This window comes from Sphingomonas sp. Xoc002 (assembly GCF_050408055.1).
GTDB lineage: Bacteria > Pseudomonadota > Alphaproteobacteria > Sphingomonadales > Sphingomonadaceae > Sphingomonas > Sphingomonas yabuuchiae.
Genome location: NZ_CP191175.1, coordinates 350,707 through 365,442, shown reverse-complemented (window position 1 = coordinate 365,442; position 14,736 = coordinate 350,707). Strand labels below are relative to the sequence as shown.

At 67.0% G+C, this 14,736-nt stretch carries 18 protein-coding genes and 1 tRNA gene; 16 read left to right on the top strand and 3 right to left on the bottom strand.

From position 1 onward, the window contains the following. Nucleotides 1–3: 3 nt before the first annotated feature. Together ACQR50_RS01760 and pgmG are read left to right on the top strand one after the other, a co-directional pair. Nucleotides 4–273 carry a J domain-containing protein gene (locus ACQR50_RS01760; RefSeq protein WP_428969573.1) on the top strand — a complete coding sequence of 90 codons (270 nt, stop codon included), beginning with the start codon at nucleotides 4–6 and terminating at the stop codon, nucleotides 271–273. After that, nucleotides 266–1,651: a phosphoglucomutase/phosphomannomutase PgmG gene (gene pgmG, locus ACQR50_RS01755; RefSeq protein WP_428969572.1), complete on the top strand. Its 1,386-nt coding sequence runs from the start codon at nucleotides 266–268 to the stop codon at nucleotides 1,649–1,651. The genes ACQR50_RS01760 and pgmG overlap by 8 nt, the downstream gene beginning before the upstream one ends. A gap of 264 nt (nucleotides 1,652–1,915) precedes the next feature. Here pgmG and ACQR50_RS01750 read toward each other — a convergent pair whose 3' ends face one another. Together ACQR50_RS01750 and ACQR50_RS01745 are read right to left on the bottom strand one after the other, a co-directional pair. Further along, nucleotides 1,916–3,022: a M14 family metallopeptidase gene (locus ACQR50_RS01750; RefSeq protein ID WP_428969571.1), complete on the bottom strand. Its 1,107-nt coding sequence runs from the start codon at nucleotides 3,020–3,022 to the stop codon at nucleotides 1,916–1,918. A 4-nt stretch (nucleotides 3,023–3,026) separates the two neighbouring features. Beyond that, nucleotides 3,027–3,644, bottom strand: a complete 618-nt coding sequence (locus ACQR50_RS01745; RefSeq protein ID WP_428969570.1) for a DUF4136 domain-containing protein — start codon at nucleotides 3,642–3,644, stop codon at nucleotides 3,027–3,029. Nucleotides 3,645–3,828: 184 nt separating this feature from the next. On the opposite strand from ACQR50_RS01745, the gene ykgO reads away from it, so the two are divergent. Next, the gene (gene ykgO, locus ACQR50_RS01740) at nucleotides 3,829–3,954 is read left to right on the top strand and encodes a type B 50S ribosomal protein L36 (RefSeq protein WP_003046794.1); all 126 of its coding nucleotides are present in this window, start codon (nucleotides 3,829–3,831) and stop codon (nucleotides 3,952–3,954) included. 9 nt (nucleotides 3,955–3,963) lie between these two features. Next, nucleotides 3,964–4,623 (top strand): HAD family hydrolase, encoded by a 660-nt coding sequence (locus ACQR50_RS01735; protein ID WP_428969569.1) that lies wholly within the window; start codon nucleotides 3,964–3,966, stop codon nucleotides 4,621–4,623. A gap of 100 nt (nucleotides 4,624–4,723) precedes the next feature. Here the strand turns inward: ACQR50_RS01735 and ACQR50_RS01730 are convergent, their stop codons facing one another. Continuing rightward, complete coding sequence (locus ACQR50_RS01730) at nucleotides 4,724–5,326, bottom strand: L,D-transpeptidase family protein (RefSeq protein WP_428969568.1); 603 nt, start codon at nucleotides 5,324–5,326, stop codon at nucleotides 4,724–4,726. 197 nt (nucleotides 5,327–5,523) lie between these two features. On the opposite strand from ACQR50_RS01730, the gene ACQR50_RS01725 reads away from it, so the two are divergent. From ACQR50_RS01725 to ACQR50_RS01670, 12 genes are all read left to right on the top strand, one after another. Then, nucleotides 5,524–6,237 carry a murein L,D-transpeptidase catalytic domain family protein gene (locus tag ACQR50_RS01725; protein ID WP_076714979.1) on the top strand — a complete coding sequence of 238 codons (714 nt, stop codon included), beginning with the start codon at nucleotides 5,524–5,526 and terminating at the stop codon, nucleotides 6,235–6,237. 182 nt (nucleotides 6,238–6,419) lie between these two features. After that, nucleotides 6,420–7,082, top strand: a complete 663-nt coding sequence (gene hisG / locus ACQR50_RS01720; protein ID WP_428969567.1) for an ATP phosphoribosyltransferase — start codon at nucleotides 6,420–6,422, stop codon at nucleotides 7,080–7,082. Then, nucleotides 7,079–8,374, top strand: coding sequence for a histidinol dehydrogenase (gene hisD, locus ACQR50_RS01715; RefSeq protein ID WP_428969566.1), 1,296 nt, complete (start codon nucleotides 7,079–7,081; stop codon nucleotides 8,372–8,374). Before hisG ends, hisD begins: the two co-directional genes overlap by 4 nt. After that, entirely contained in the window at nucleotides 8,371–8,787 is a 417-nt protein-coding gene (gene aac(6'), locus ACQR50_RS01710; protein WP_428969565.1) for an aminoglycoside 6'-N-acetyltransferase, read from the top strand. The genes hisD and aac(6') overlap by 4 nt, the downstream gene beginning before the upstream one ends. Before the next feature lie 118 nt (nucleotides 8,788–8,905). Further along, the gene (gene nusB / locus ACQR50_RS01705) at nucleotides 8,906–9,361 is read left to right on the top strand and encodes a transcription antitermination factor NusB (protein WP_042490521.1); all 456 of its coding nucleotides are present in this window, start codon (nucleotides 8,906–8,908) and stop codon (nucleotides 9,359–9,361) included. A gap of 15 nt (nucleotides 9,362–9,376) precedes the next feature. Continuing rightward, a complete protein-coding gene (thiL, locus tag ACQR50_RS01700; protein WP_428969564.1) occupies nucleotides 9,377–10,282 on the top strand; it encodes a thiamine-phosphate kinase in 906 nt (301 codons plus the stop codon). 82 nt (nucleotides 10,283–10,364) lie between these two features. Then, nucleotides 10,365–12,344, top strand: a complete 1,980-nt coding sequence (locus ACQR50_RS01695; RefSeq protein ID WP_428969563.1) for an alpha/beta hydrolase family protein — start codon at nucleotides 10,365–10,367, stop codon at nucleotides 12,342–12,344. A 348-nt stretch (nucleotides 12,345–12,692) separates the two neighbouring features. Further along, entirely contained in the window at nucleotides 12,693–12,911 is a 219-nt protein-coding gene (gene infA / locus ACQR50_RS01690; RefSeq protein WP_007403889.1) for a translation initiation factor IF-1, read from the top strand. A gap of 14 nt (nucleotides 12,912–12,925) precedes the next feature. Continuing rightward, on the top strand, nucleotides 12,926–13,495 hold the full coding sequence (locus ACQR50_RS01685; protein WP_428969562.1) for a Maf family protein: 570 nt from the start codon (nucleotides 12,926–12,928) through the stop codon (nucleotides 13,493–13,495). Then, nucleotides 13,488–14,438 carry a ribonuclease gene (locus tag ACQR50_RS01680; protein WP_428969561.1) on the top strand — a complete coding sequence of 317 codons (951 nt, stop codon included), beginning with the start codon at nucleotides 13,488–13,490 and terminating at the stop codon, nucleotides 14,436–14,438. Before ACQR50_RS01685 ends, ACQR50_RS01680 begins: the two co-directional genes overlap by 8 nt. Further along, nucleotides 14,435–14,602 (top strand): DNA gyrase inhibitor YacG, encoded by a 168-nt coding sequence (locus ACQR50_RS01675; protein ID WP_428969560.1) that lies wholly within the window; start codon nucleotides 14,435–14,437, stop codon nucleotides 14,600–14,602. The genes ACQR50_RS01680 and ACQR50_RS01675 overlap by 4 nt, the downstream gene beginning before the upstream one ends. Before the next feature lie 31 nt (nucleotides 14,603–14,633). Beyond that, nucleotides 14,634–14,709: transfer RNA gene (locus ACQR50_RS01670), tRNA-Phe, on the top strand. Nucleotides 14,710–14,736: the final 27 nt, after the last annotated feature.

Here is a 14,736-nt window from a genome sequence, read left to right as displayed (position 1 = left end):
CGCATGAAATGGCTGATCGCGCTGGCGGTCATCTGGCTGGTGTGGCGTTACATGCCACGCCCGACCAAGCCGAAACTCGCGCCCCGGCTGCCGCGTGACGAGGCGGACGCGCTGGCGATCCTGGACCTGCCGCCGGGCGCGGATGTTGAGGCGATCCGCCAGGCGCATCGTCGCCTGATCGGGCAGGTCCATCCCGATCGCGGCGGCTCGGCCGACCTGACGCGGCGGGTGAACGCCGCGCGCGACCTGTTGCTGGCGCGCCGTGATGCCTGATCCTGGGGCCGAGCGGATCGCGGCGATCCACCCGAGCGCCTGCCGCGAATATGACGTGCGCGGCACCGTGCCCGAGACGCTGGACGAGGGCGCCGCCTATGCGGTTGGGCGCGGCTTCGCCACACGGGTGCGGCGGGCGGGCGGTACCCGCATCGTCGTCGGGCGCGACGGGCGGCTGAGTTCGCCGGTGCTGGAGGCCGCGCTGGTCGACGGGCTGACCGACAGCGGCGTCGATGTCGTACGCATCGGCCTGGGCCCCACGCCGATGGTCTATTTCGCCGAGGCGACGTTAGGGGTGGACGGCGCCGTACAGGTAACGGGCAGCCATAATCCCCGTGACGACAACGGCTTCAAGATGGTGCTGCGCCATCGCCCCTTTTTCGGCGAGGATGTGCAGGATCTGGCGCGCATGGCGGCGGTGCGCGACTGGACCAAGGGCGCGGGGAGCGTCGAGCAGGTCGACATTCTCGACGCCTATGTCGACCGGCTGCTGGCCGGTTATGCGGGCGGCAAATACCGCATCGGCTGGGACTGCGGCAGCGGCGCGGCGGGCCCCGTCATCGAAAAGCTGGTCCAGCGCCTGCCGGGTGAGCATCATACGCTGTTCACCGATGTGGATGGTCATTTCCCGCATCATCACCCCGATCCGACGGTCGAGGCCAATCTAGACGCGTTGAAGCGAACCGTGGCGGACAGACATCTCGATTTCGGATTCGCTTTCGACGGCGATGGCGACCGGATCGGTGCGATCGACGGACAGGGACGGGTGATCTGGGGCGACCAGATTTTGATGCTGCTGGCGGGCCCTGCCCTGACCGAGCATCCGGGCGCCCCGATCGTCGCGGACGTGAAGGCCAGCCAGGCGCTGTTCGACCATATCGAGGCCCTGGGCGGACGGCCGGTCATGTGGAAGACCGGCCACAGCCTGATGAAGACCAAGATGCTGGAGACCGCAGCTCCGCTGGGCGGCGAGATGTCGGGGCATATGTTCTTCGCGGGCGAATGGTATGGATTCGACGATGCCCATTATGCGGCGATCCGCCTGATCCGCAGCGTCCATTTGGCGGGTCGTTCGATGACCGAACTGCGCGGCGCGATGCCCCTGATGGTCGACATTCCCGAAACGCGGATCACGGTGGCCGAGGCGGACAAGTTCGCCATCGTGGACCGGGTGGCGGCCGCGCTGGCTCGGGATGGGGCCGAGGTCAACGATACCGATGGCGTCCGGGTGCGGACGGCGGATGGTTGGTGGTTGCTGCGGGCGTCCAATACGCAGGCGGCGCTGACCGTCCGCGCGGAGGCCGGGGATAGCGCCGGACTGGAGCGGGTTTTGGCGGAGCTGGACCGCTATCTGGCGGCGGAGGGGGTGCGGCGATAGCGCCGGGCGTGGCCTTCGACTTCGCTCAGCCTGAGGGGACGGGGAATGGGTTTCGCGCAGAGGCGCCGAGGACGCAGAGAGGCTCCACGCGCGGGAGCGCTTTTCCTGCCTTTTCAAGATGGCAGTGCCGCCGCTGCGACAGGTCCAAACACCTCTGCGTCCTCCGCGCCTCTGCGCGAACATCACCTTTTATAAGCTTCGGCGCGATGCGCCGAAGTCGAAGGCCGAGGGAAACCCTCTCCCCAGGGCTTCCCCAAAACCCGATCAAACCTCCCCGATCATCTCCGACAGCACTTCCAGGCACGATACGCCCAGCTTGGCCGAACGCTCTCCGGACCAGCCATGGACGCGGTCCGGGTTCGGGGCATGGTCCTTGAACGGCATTTCCAGCGTCACCGACACCGCACCGAATCGCTCGGCGAGCTGGTTGGTCGACATGGCGAGGTTGGCATTGCCCGCACTCGACTTCTCATAGCCCATCTGGGTCTGGAAATCGGGCGTATGCGCGGCCAGGCGGCGGCCGAATTCATAGAATTTGGCGCCATGTTCCTCGGTCCAGCTCGGGATACCCTCGAACCCGGCGATGAAGTTGGCCGGAATCGCCTCGTCGCCATGCGCGTCGATCGCGAAATCGACGCCGGTCTGGTCCATGCGGTTGCGCACGCACAGCACTTCGGGACTGCGCTCGGGCGTCGGGTCGTGCCATTCGCGGTTGAGGTTCACACCCGCCGCATTGGTCCGCAGATGCCCCCGCCGCGTGCCGTCGGGGTTCATATTGGGCACGACATGGACCGTCGCCGACGCCAGCAGCGACTCGGCCGCCGGGCCGGTCAGCCAGTCGAGCGCGCCCTCCATCCACCATTCGGCCATCGATTCGCCCGGATGCTGGCGGGCATAGAGCCACACCTGCTTGGGGCCGGAGCCGAAGCGGAAATAATCGATCGGCTGGCCGTCCAGCGTCTGGCCAATCTCTTCGTGATGAACGCCCTTCGCGGCGATTCGCGCGACCAGATCGTGGTGGCGTTCCATGGTATAGGGCTCGAAATAGGCGAACCAGGCAACGTCCGACTCGCCCGTCCACTGCCATTCCAGCACGCCGTCCGCATAGCGGGTCGGCGTCATCCGCCATTCCTGCCGATCGGTCGAGGCCCGGACCTGATAATTCGGCCAGCCATCGGGAAAGGCCGAGTCCGCCCCGTTCAGGATACGGAAGGTCAGCGTCCGCCCCTTCGCGCCGCCGACCCGGAAATAGAACCACTGGTAGAAGTCGGAATCCTTGTCCTCGACGATCTCCAAGTCGATCCGGTCGCCCTCGATCGCCACCACGCGGATGTTGCCGCCGTCGAAGGACGCATTGATGGTCAGCGTCATCGTCTTACTTCACCTCGACCGTGCGGCCCGATTCGCCGGGGAATTTGGTGAACAGCGCATCGGCCAGCTTGGCGGCCTGCGCCTGGGCATCCAGCCTGGCGAGCGTCTGAACCGGCGCGATGTTGCGCGCGCTGCCTTCCCAGATGGGCGACTGGTCCATGCGGCGCTTGATCTGGACCGACAATTCGGTGCCGATGATCTCCTGCGGCTGGCTCTTGCCGATCGGGAAGCTCAGCCCCCCGCCCAGCCCCACGCCGCCGCCACGACCGCCCGAGAAGCTGCCGCCGCCCAGACCGATCGAGAAGGGCGAGGGACGCGGCGGGCCCAGCCGGTTGGCGCGGGTGAAGTTCACCGTCGCGATGAAGTCGGGCTGCGCATCGCCCTGCGCCAGCGAATAGCCGTTGCGCAGCAGCGCGGTCTCGACCGCGGCGGCATAGGTCTTGAACTCGATGCTGGCCGGGCCGGTGGCCGACAGCGGCTCGACCCGGATGGTGCCGCGCGCGATCGGCTCGCCCAGGTGATAGCGGATCACCTCGGTCGGCGGCAGGCGCCCGCCCGTGGTGGAACAGGCGGCCAGCGTTCCGGCGGCGGCCGCGAGGATCAGGAGCGAGCGGGCTTTCATGCGTCGAAGACCTTGAGATGTTACGGATGGGCAACGCATGACATATGAGGGATGATCCGGCGGCGGAAGAGGGCGCGGCGATCATGACCCATCCGTCATGCCGGAACCTTGACTTAAGCGCCGGTTGCCACTAGGCGGCGACGCTTTCCAGATCACCCTCCAGTTCAAAAGAAGCGAATCGATCATGAAGATCCGCAATTCCCTGAAGTCGCTCAAGGATCGTCACCGGGACAACCGCGTGATCCGCCGTCGCGGCCGCACCTATGTCATCAACAAGACCAACCGTCGTTTCAAGGCGCGCCAGGGCTAATCAGCCCTGATGCCGATCGAATCGAACGTGACGGGCGAACAGTCCGTGACGCGCGCCGATCGGCCGACCGCCGTCATCTTCGACGTCGGTCGTGTGCTTTACGACTGGGATCCCCGGATCCTGTATCGGCGCCTGATCGCAGACGATCGGGCGCTCGATGCATTTGTGCGCGATGTGGTCACCACCGAGTGGCATTTCCAGCATGATGCGGGCCGCGACTTCGCCGACACCTCGGCGGAGCTGATCGCGCTGTACCCGCAGCATCGGGACCTGATCGCCGCCTGGGGCCCCCGCTTCAGCGACAGCATCGGCGATCCGATCGCCGGGATGCACGAACTCGTCGCCGAACTGGATGCGGCGGGCGTGCCCCTGTTCGCGATCACGAACTTCAGCCACGAATTCTGGCCGCCCTTCCGTGCGCGCGAATCGGCGCTGTTCGATCGATTCCGCGATATCGTGGTGTCGGGCGCCGAAAAGCTGGTGAAGCCCGATCCCGCCATCTACCGCCTTGCGCTCGCCCGATTCGGGCTGGAGCCGGGGCAGGCGGTGTTCATCGACGACAATCGCGCGAACATCGATGCGGCGGCGGCACTGGGCATTCATGCGCTGCACTTCACCGACGAGGCGACGCTTCGGCCGCAGCTTCGGGCATTGGGATTGGTGGCTTAAACCTTCGCATGGCCTTCGATTTCGCTCAGGCTGAACGGGGTCGGGGGATTAGGACCGACAGCCGTTCACGCCGAGCGTAGTCGAAGGCCACGGGAAAACCTCATCGCGACAGCGACGCCAGTTGCGCCTCGTTCGCCTGGCTGGCCTCCGTCTCTAACAGCGCCGGATCGAAATGATCCCCGACCATCTGATCGGTGACGATCACGGTCGTTCCCACCGAGGTGATCGAAAACAGCTTCTTGGCGAACGCCGCAGGCAGTCGGATGCAGCCATGCGAGTCAGGGAAACCCGGATTGTTGCCCGCATGAAGCGCCACACCATCCCAGGTCAGCCGCTGCATGAACGGCATGGGCGCCGCATTATACAGGTTGCTGCGGTGCATCTCGCGCTTTTGCAGGATAGGGAAGACGCCGATGGGCGTGTCCTTGCCGTCCTTACCGGTCGACACCGCCGCCGCCGCGACCATCGTGTCGCCGCGATAGACATAGGCGCGCTGCATCGGAATGCTGACCACCACCGTCACCGGCTGCGCGATGGGATCAACCGCCGCCATTTGCGGGTCAGCCCAGACGAATCGGTTGGGGGCAAGAGCGGCGGCGGCCTGTGCCACCGTGGCGGTGCCCGGCCCGTCCTCGGCCAGCGCCGGTGCGGCAAAACCCAGCGTCGTGGCACCCAGCAGGGCGGCAAAAGCGAGAGCCTTCATATCCCTTTTCCTTGGCGAGTTCACAAAATATTAAACCCGTCAAGCAACAATTGGTGCCAAGCGAAAATTTTTGCGCTGCGACGGAACTTTCGCTGAATCGATGGAACCAAGCGATCAACCGATGGGCCGATGGGCAGAAAAATGGCCTGACCTTTGCTACATAGGTCTTGCGGGAATTCTGGGGTTGAAGGACCAAAATGCACGATAATCTGGACGCGGCGCCGGGTCGGCGCGCGCTGTTGAAGAACGCGCTGGTGCTCGCCGGGGCATTGGCGGTTCCGGGGGCGGTGAGTGCCCGGGGACGGCTGACGGCGGGCGATCTTCGCCCGGTGCGCCAGCCTCCGATCCCGAGCCGTCCGACCGTTCCGGCAGTGCCGCAGGCGATCCTGGCCTCGTCGCGGGTCGTCCGTCCGGCGCTGCTGCGTCAGGCGATGGCCTCGCTGCAGAAACATGGTTCGCAGGTGCGGCAGCGCGACCGGATGGCGATCGTCGATTTCGCGGTCGGCTCGTCCGAACCGCGCCTCCACCTGGTCGACCTGATCAGCGGCAAGAGCACCTCGCTGCTCGTCTCGCACGGCAGCGGGTCGGATCCGTCGCACAGCGGCTATGTCCAGCGCTTCTCCAACGCGTTCAATTCGAACGCTAGCAGCGAGGGCGCCTTCCTGACCGACAATTATTATGTCGGCAAGCATGGCCGGTCGCAGCGTCTGGTCGGGCTGGACCCCACCAACGACAATGCGCTGGGCCGCGCGATCGTGATCCACTCGGCCTGGTACGCCAATCGCGACATGATCCGCAGCCACGGGATGCTGGGCCGCAGCCAGGGCTGCTTCGCGGTCGGCGAGAACGACCTGGACCGCGTGTTCGCCAATCTCGGCCCGGGCCGGATGATCTACGCCGCCAAGGTGTAACGATCTCAAATCCTCCCCGGCACGGGGAGGTGGCAGGCCGCAGGCCTGACGGAGGAGGGATCGCCACGTAGGACGTCCTATGCGGCACGCCCCCTCCACCATCCTGCGGACGGTCCCCCTCCCCGTACCGGGGAGGATAAGAATTGCGATCCCCGGTGGCGGGGGTTAAGCCCCCGATCCTCATGGCCCAACCGCTGATCATCGCCGTCCCCAAGGGACGCATCCTGGCCGAGGCGCTGCCGTTGCTCGCCGCCGCCGGCATCCGGCCCGAACCGGCCTTCACCGACAAGGACAGCCGCGCGCTGCGCTTCGCCACCGATGTCCCCGGCATCGAGCTGATCCGCGTCCGCGCCTTCGACGTCGCCACCTTCGTCGCGCATGGCGCGGCGCAGCTGGGCATCGTCGGATCGGACGTGCTGTCCGAATTCGGCTATTCCGAGCTTTACGCGCCGGTCGACCTGAAGATCGGCCATTGCCGCATCTCGGTCGCCGAGCCCGCCGCGATGGCGGAGAGCGACGATCCGCGCGGGTGGAGCCATGTCCGCGTCGCGACCAAATATCCGCATATCACCAGCCGCCACTTCGCCGCGCGCGGGGTGCAGGCGGAGTGCGTCAAGCTGAACGGCGCGATGGAACTGGCCCCGACTCTGGGCCTGGCGCCGCGCATCGTCGACCTGGTGTCCTCGGGCCGCACGCTGAAGGAAAACGGGCTGGTCGAGGTGGAGGTGATCGAGGAAGTCACCTCGCGCCTGGTCGTCAACCGCGCCGCGATGAAGACGCGCAGCGCCGTGGTGCCGCTGGTCGAGGCGTTCCGCCGCGCCGTGGCCGAAAGGCACGCCGCATGATCCGTCTCGATACGCAGGAACCGGGGTTCGCCGCCGCGTTCGACGAACTGGTCGATGCCCGGCGCGAAAGCGATGCCGATGTCGCGCGTGACGTGCAGGTGATCCTGCGCGCGGTCCGCGACGATGGCGAGGCGGCGGTGGCGGCCTTCACCAAGCAGTTCGACGGCCATGACCTGGCCGAGACCGGATGGCGGATCGAGCCCGCCGATTGCCGTGCGGCCTATGAGGCGCTGGAGCCCGAACTGCGCGCCGCACTCGACCTCGCCGCCGCGCGCATCCGCGCCTATCATGAAAAGCAGAAGCCGACCGACACCGACTATGTCGATGCACAGGGCGTGCGGCTGGGCGCGCGTTGGACGGCGGTGGATGCGGCCGGGATCTACGTCCCCGGCGGACGTGCGGCCTATCCCTCCTCGCTGCTGATGAACGCGATCCCCGCCAAGGTGGCCGGGGTCGAGCGGCTGGTGATGGTCACGCCGACGCCGAAAGGCGAGATCAATCATCTGGTCCTCGCCGCCGCGCATCTGGCGGGCGTGGACGAGGTCTGGCGGGTCGGGGGCGCACAGGCGGTGGGCGCGCTGGCCTATGGCGCCGGGCGCATCCAGCGGGTCGATGTCGTCACCGGCCCCGGCAATGCCTGGGTCGCGGAGGCCAAGCGCCAGGTCTATGGCATGGTCGGCATCGACATGGTGGCGGGCCCGTCCGAGATCGTCGTCGTCGCGGACGGCCGGAACGATCCCGACTGGATCGCCGCCGACCTGCTGAGCCAGGCCGAGCATGACACCGTTACCCAGTCGATCCTGTTCACCGACGATGCCGACTTCGCGACCCGTGTCGCCGAAGCCGTCGACCGGCAGATTCCCGAACTGGCGACCGCCAGCGTCGCACGGACCGCCTGGGACGCGAACGGCGCGATCATCGTCGTCGATTCGCTGGAGGCCGCCATGCCGCTGGTCGACCGGCTCGCGCCCGAGCATCTCGAACTCGCGGTGGACGATCCGCAAGCGCTGTTCGACCGGCTGCGTCACGCAGGCTCGGTCTTTCTGGGCCGCCATACGCCGGAAGCCATCGGGGATTATGTCGCCGGGCCGAATCACGTCCTGCCCACGGGCCGCCGCGCGCGTTTCGCCAGCGGGCTGTCGGTGCTCGACTTCATGAAGCGGACGAGCTTCCTGGGCCTGACCGAGACGGCGCTGAACGAACTCGGCCCCGCGACGGTGGCGCTGGCCCATGCCGAGGGGTTGCCTGCGCACGCCAAGTCGGTGGCGCTGCGGCTGCGGCTCAACCGATGATCGTCGCGCCCGCCGCGCCGGAGCATCGGGAAGGATGGCTGGCGTTGCGGGCGGCGCTCTGGGGAGAGGAAGCGGGTGATCCGGCGGACCTGCCAGAAGGCGACGGGAATTTCGTCGCGCTGGAGGATGGCCGGGTGATCGGTTTTGCCGAGGCGGCGGTCCGGCATGATTACGTCAATGGCTGCGACACCTCGCCGGTGCTGTTCCTGGAAGGGCTGTTCGTCGATCCCGACCATCGCCGACAGGGCGTCGCCGGGGCGCTGGTCGCGGCGGTGGCGGAATGGGGTCGGGCGCGAGGGTGTACGGAATTCGCCTCCGATGCCGAGATCGACAATGTCGACAGCCATGCGATGCACCGGGCACTGGGGTTCACGGAGACCGAGCGGGTGGTGTATTTTCGCCGGGAATTGTGACCTTTGTCATCGCGCGGCCTTCGACTTCGGCACATAGCGTCGAAGTCAAAGGCCACGTCCCACGCCCCCTCACCCAAAACACGTGACGGATTGACGACAGCCCGGTAAAGGCCCGCCAATGACTCGTCCTCCAGCCCGTACCCAGGCGCGTGCCGCCGCGCGCCTTGCCGCCGTTCAGGCGCTTTATCAGCATGACATGGAACAGACCCCGCTGGCGGCTTTGCTCCACGAATTCCACAATCACCGCATCGGCGCGACCATCGAGGATGTCGAATATGCCGATGCCGATATCGATTTCTTCGACGATGTCGTGAAGGGCGTGCAGGCGCGCCTGGGCGAGATCGATGTGATGATCGAGGGCAAGCTGGCCAAGGGTTGGACGCTCAACCGTCTCGACAAGCCGATGAAGGCGATCCTGCGCGCCGGGACCTATGAACTGATCGCACGCCATGACGTGCCGGTCGGCGCGGTCATCAGCGAATATGTCGATGTCGCCCACGCCTTCTACGAAAAGCGCGAATCGGGCTTCGTCAACGGCCTGCTCGACGCGATCGCCAAGGTCGCGCGGGCGTAACGCCCGACCGCCCCGATGAACGAGGCGGACTTCCTTGCCGCGTTGCGCCGGATGCCGCTGCATCCCGGTGCGCGCGGACTGATCGACGACAGCGCGGTGCTGACCGCCGCGCCGTTGGTCGTCACCACCGACACGCTGGTCGAAGGCGTGCATTTCCTGCCCCACGACCCGCCCGCCGATATCGCGTGGAAGCTGGTCGCCACCAACCTTTCCGACCTGGCCGCCAAGGGGGCGTTGGTCGAGGGAGTGTTGCTCAACTATCCGCTGGGTGATTCCGCCTGGGACCGCGCCTTTCTGGATGGTCTGGCGGCGGTCCTGAACCATTTCGACGCGCGGCTGATCGGCGGCGATACGGTGACGTTGCGGGGACCGCGCAGCCTGACGCTCACCGCCCTCGGTCGCGATGCCGCCGCCCCCGCCCGCGATGGTGCCAAGGCGGGGGACGCACTGTGGGTCACGGGCACGATCGGCGATGCCGGTCTCGGCCTGGCGATCGCACAGGCGGGCCATGGGCCGATCGCGCTGCGCGACGCCTATCGCCGCCCCTATCCCCGCCTGACCGAGGGCCGTGCGCTCGGCCCCGTCGTCCATGCCATGATGGACGTGTCGGACGGCCTGCTGATCGACGCGGGCCGAATGGCGCGGGCCAGCGGCCTGGCGGTGACGGTCGCGCTCGATACGGTCCCGCTGTCCGAAGAGGCGCGGGCGTTCGGCGGCACGGACCGGGCGGCACGACTGGCCGCCGCGACGGCCGGGGACGATTACGAACTGCTCTTCGCCCTGCCCACCGGGATCACGCCGCCGGTCGCCGCCACGCGCGTCGGCAGCTTCGCGCCCGGCCATGGCCTGACCCTGACCGACTCGGGGAAGCCGATCCCGCTGCCGCCCCGCTGGGGCTATGAGCACCGCGCCGAACGCTGAATCCCCTTTCCTCCCTTCGTTACGCTGTTAATCTGGATTGGTTCGGCCCCTGGGGAGTGGTGCCGACATGGGGGGATCGGGAATGCGTGGGGTAAGGAAGCTGGGCGCGTCGGTGACGGCGCTCGCATTGATGATGCTGACGGGCATGACGCAGAATGCGGCCCAAACAACGGCCGCCCCACCGGCCCCAACCCCGGCCAGCCCAACCGCCGCAACGGGCCCTCTGCCGGTCGAGGCCTTTGCCGCGCTGCCCGAGTTCGAGGGGCCTGCCCTGTCGCCCGACGGCACCCGCATCGCGGGCAAGCGGGCGCTGAACGGCAAGCAATATCTGATGGTCGCCCCGCTGATCAAAGGTCAGGGCAAACCCGCGCTGGCCGCGCTCAGCGACAAGGTCGACGTCAACTGGTGGCGCTGGGTCAATGACGAATGGCTGGTCGTCGGGCTGGGCAGCCAAGACACGATCCAGGGCGAGGAATATTATGTCACCCGTCTGATCGGCGTCCGCGCCGACATGACGAAGATGGTGAAGATCGACTGGGACAATTCGGGGTTCCGCGCCGACGAGGTGCTGTGGACCGCGCATGACGGCACCCCGCGCCTCCTGTTCGCCAAATCGACCGGCATCTATTCCATGTCCGAGGTCTATCCTTCCGTCTACGAAGCGGACGTCTCGACCGGGCGGGTCAAGCGGATCGCGAACGGGCAGACCGATGTGTGGGACTGGTATGCCGATGGCCAGGGCCAGTTGCGCATGGGCGTCCGCTATAGCGACGAGACCCGTCAGAAGAGCATTCTCTATCGCCAGTCCAATGCCGAGCCCTTCCGCACCATCGCCCGCGCCAATGGCCGCAAGGACGAATCGGTCCTGGTGCCCAGCGTCTTTCGTACCGACGGCACCGCGCTGGCGATCGATGACAGCGACGGATATGACGCGCTGTACGAAGTTTCGCTGCCCGACCTGAAGCTGGGTCGCAAGCTCAGCACCGTCACCGGCTATGACATCGACGGCATCATCAAGACCGCGGCGGGCGACGATATTTCGGCGATCCGCTACACCGACCAATATTATCACGACGCCTGGACCGACCCGCGGATCAAGGAATTGCAGGACGCGCTCGACAAGTCGGTGGCGCCGCGCCGGGCCGAGATCGTGTCCTGGAACACCGCGCGCACCCGCTTCCTGGTGACGGTCAGCAGCCCGTCCTCGGCGGGCTCGCTCTATTATTGGGATACCGATTACGGCAACATGCAGTTCCTGTCCTGGGCCAATCCCCAGTTGAAGGGCCAGCGGCTGTCGCCGGTCCGCACCCTGCGCTATCCGGCGCGTGACGGCACCTCGATCGAGGCGATCCTGACCATGCCGCGCGGACGCGGGACCAAGAATCTGCCGCTGATCGTGATGCCGCATGGCGGCCCCTTTGCCCGCGACGCCGAAAGCTGGGACTGGTGGAGCCAGTATCTGGCCGAACTGGGCTATGCGGTGATCCAGCCCAATTATCGCGGTTCCTCGGGCTATGGCACCGCCTTCGCCAAGAAGGGGCAGGGCGAATGGGGCCTGAAGATGCAGGACGATCTGGACGACGCGGTCGCCTGGCTGGCCAAGGAAGGCATCGCCGACCCCAAGCGCGCCTGCATGGTCGGGGCCTCCTATGGCGGCTATGCCGCGATGCGTGCGGCCCAGCGCAACAGTGCGCTCTATCGCTGCGCGGTGTCCTATGCCGGCGTGTCCGATCTTCAGGCGATGAAGCGGTACGACTCGCGTTTCCTGTTCGGCAAGACGCGCGCCGACTGGCTGCAGAAACAGGCGCCCGACTATCACGCCGTCTCGCCCCGCTTCGGCGCGGCCGAGATGGCGATTCCCCTGCTGATCGTCCACGGCAAGGAGGACAAGCGAGTCCCGGTCAACCAGTCGCGCATGATGGTGTCCGCGTTGAAGGCGGCGGGCAAGCCGGTGAACTATATCGAACAACCGCTGGCCGACCACCACTTCACCCGCGCCGAGGACCGGCTGGAATTCCTGAAGGCGATGGCCGCGTTCCTGGAAAAATATAACCCGGCGTGACGGTCCCAATTCCTCCCCTGCAAGGGGAGGTGGCAGGCCGAAGGCTTGACGGAGGGGTGTCCTGCTCGGCAAGGGAAGACTTCGCTCACCGCGGGCGACACCCCTCCACCAGCTTCGTGTTCGAGCGAGATTGTGCCCCCGGCACGATCTTGTTCTGCTGGGAGCAGACCAAAGCTCGAACACCCCTCCCCATTGCAGGGGAGGAATTGAAGGATGCAAACGCCTTGCCCCGCCCCCTCACCAACCCCATATCCGGGGCTGATTCGGCGTGCCTTTCCTTTTCGGCCCATTGCGGCTATGGCGGCGCCTCTTCGACATACCCTATAACACGACGAACCGAGGTATTTTTTGGCCAAGGAAGAACTGCTCGAGATGCGCGGCCGCGTGGTGGAACTCCTCCCCAACGCGATGTTCCGCGTCCAGCTCGAGAATGATCACGAGATCTTGGGGCACACGGCGGGCAAGATGCGCAAGAACCGCATCCGCGTGCTGGTCGGCGACGAAGTGCTCGTCGAGCTGACGCCGTACGACCTGACCAAGGGCCGGATCACCTACCGCTTCAAGTGAGCGACCGGCCAATCATGCCGCTCGTCCTTGCATCATCCTCCCCGCGCCGCCGCGATCTGCTGGCGCGGCTGGGAGTCGTGCCCGACCGAGTCGCCTCGCCCGATATCGACGAAGCCCCCCGCCCCGCCGAGTTGCCCCGCGTCTACGCGCTGCGGCTGGCGGTGGAAAAGGCGCATGCGGTTGACCGTGCGGACGGCGAGATCGTCGTCGCGGGCGATACCACCATCGCGCTGGGCCGTCGCATCCTGCCCCCCGCCGAGACCGAGGACGTCCAGCGCAAGCTGCTGCGCCTGATGTCCGGACGGCGACACCATGCGCTGTCCGCCGTGTGCGTCATCGACGCCACCGGCAAGGCGCGCACCCGGCTGGCCGACACCATCGTGGCGTTCAAGCCGCTCTCCGACGACGAGATCGACGCCTATGTTGCGTGCGGCGAAGGGCTGGGCAAGGCCGGGGGCTATGCCATCCAGGGCCGCGCCGAGGCGTTCGTGCGATTCCTGCAAGGGTCGCATTCCGGCGTCATCGGCCTGCCGCTGTTCGAAACCCGCGCCTTGTTGAAAGCCGCCGGGCTGCCGCTTGTCTGAATGGCTCTATGAGGCCGGGATCGGCGAGGCCCGTGCCGCGCTGGTCGAGGATGGCCGGATCGTCCAGGCCGCGATCGAGCTGACCGGCACGCTGACCGTCGGCACGGTGGCCGAGGGGCGGCTGGTCGAGTTGCTTCCCGGTCGACAGGGGCGGGTGACGCTCAATCAGGGCGGCGACGTGCTGCTGTCCCCGGTGCCGAAGGGCATGACGCAAGGGGCCGCACTGACCGTCATCGTGACGCGCGAGGCGATTCCCGAGCGCGGCCGTGCCAAGCTGCCCAAGGCGCAGCTCGCCCCCGAAGATGCGCGCCCCGCCCCCGGCCCCGATTTGCGCGCGCGGATCGCCGCGACGGGCTTTCCCGTGCGTGACATCCTGCCGCATCAGCCCGACGACCTCGAAGCGGCGGGCTGGTCCGAACTGCTCGACGAGGCGGCGACCGGCGAGATCGGATTCGGTGCGGGCGTGCTGCGCATGACGCCGACCCCGGCGATGACGCTGTTCGACGTCGACGGATCGCCGCCGCACGAACCGCTGTCGATCGCCGCTGCCCGCACGGTAGCGCAAAGCATCCTGCGCCACGGCATCGGCGGGTCGATCGGCATCGACTTCCCCACGCTGGAGGGCAAGGGGCCGCGCCAGGCCGTGGCCGAGGCGCTGGACGCCGCCCTCCCCCTCCCCTTCGAGCGGACGGCGGTCAACGGCTTCGGCTTCCTCCAGATCGTGCGCCCGCGCCCTCGCGCCTCGATCCCCGAGCGCCTGGGCATCGACCCCGTCGGCGCCCGTGCCCGCGCATTGCTGCGCCAGTGGGAGCGCGAGCCGCCCGGCCCCGCGCCGACCTATCGCGTATCCGGCGCCGTCCATGACCGCCTGATGGCCAATCCCGCCTGGCGCGAGGCGCTGGAGCGCCGCACCGGCCGCCCCCTGCAACTGGAACGCTCATGACCACCTGCCCGATCTGCGACAAACCGACCGCCCCGGACCACGCCCCCTTCTGCTCGCGCGGGTGCAAGGATCGCGACCTTCTGCAATGGCTGGGCGAAGGTTATTGCATCCCGGTCAAAGAAAATGACGAAGAGGGGCTGGACACCGGCGAAAGCCACCCGTAAAGGCACGCCTCCAATCGCAATCGCGGTGTGGGCCCAAGTAGCTCAGTTGGTAGAGCATGCGACTGAAAATCGCAGTGTCGGTGGTTCGATCCCGCCCTTGGGCACCATTTTTCTTACATTGATGGTGTTTTGGC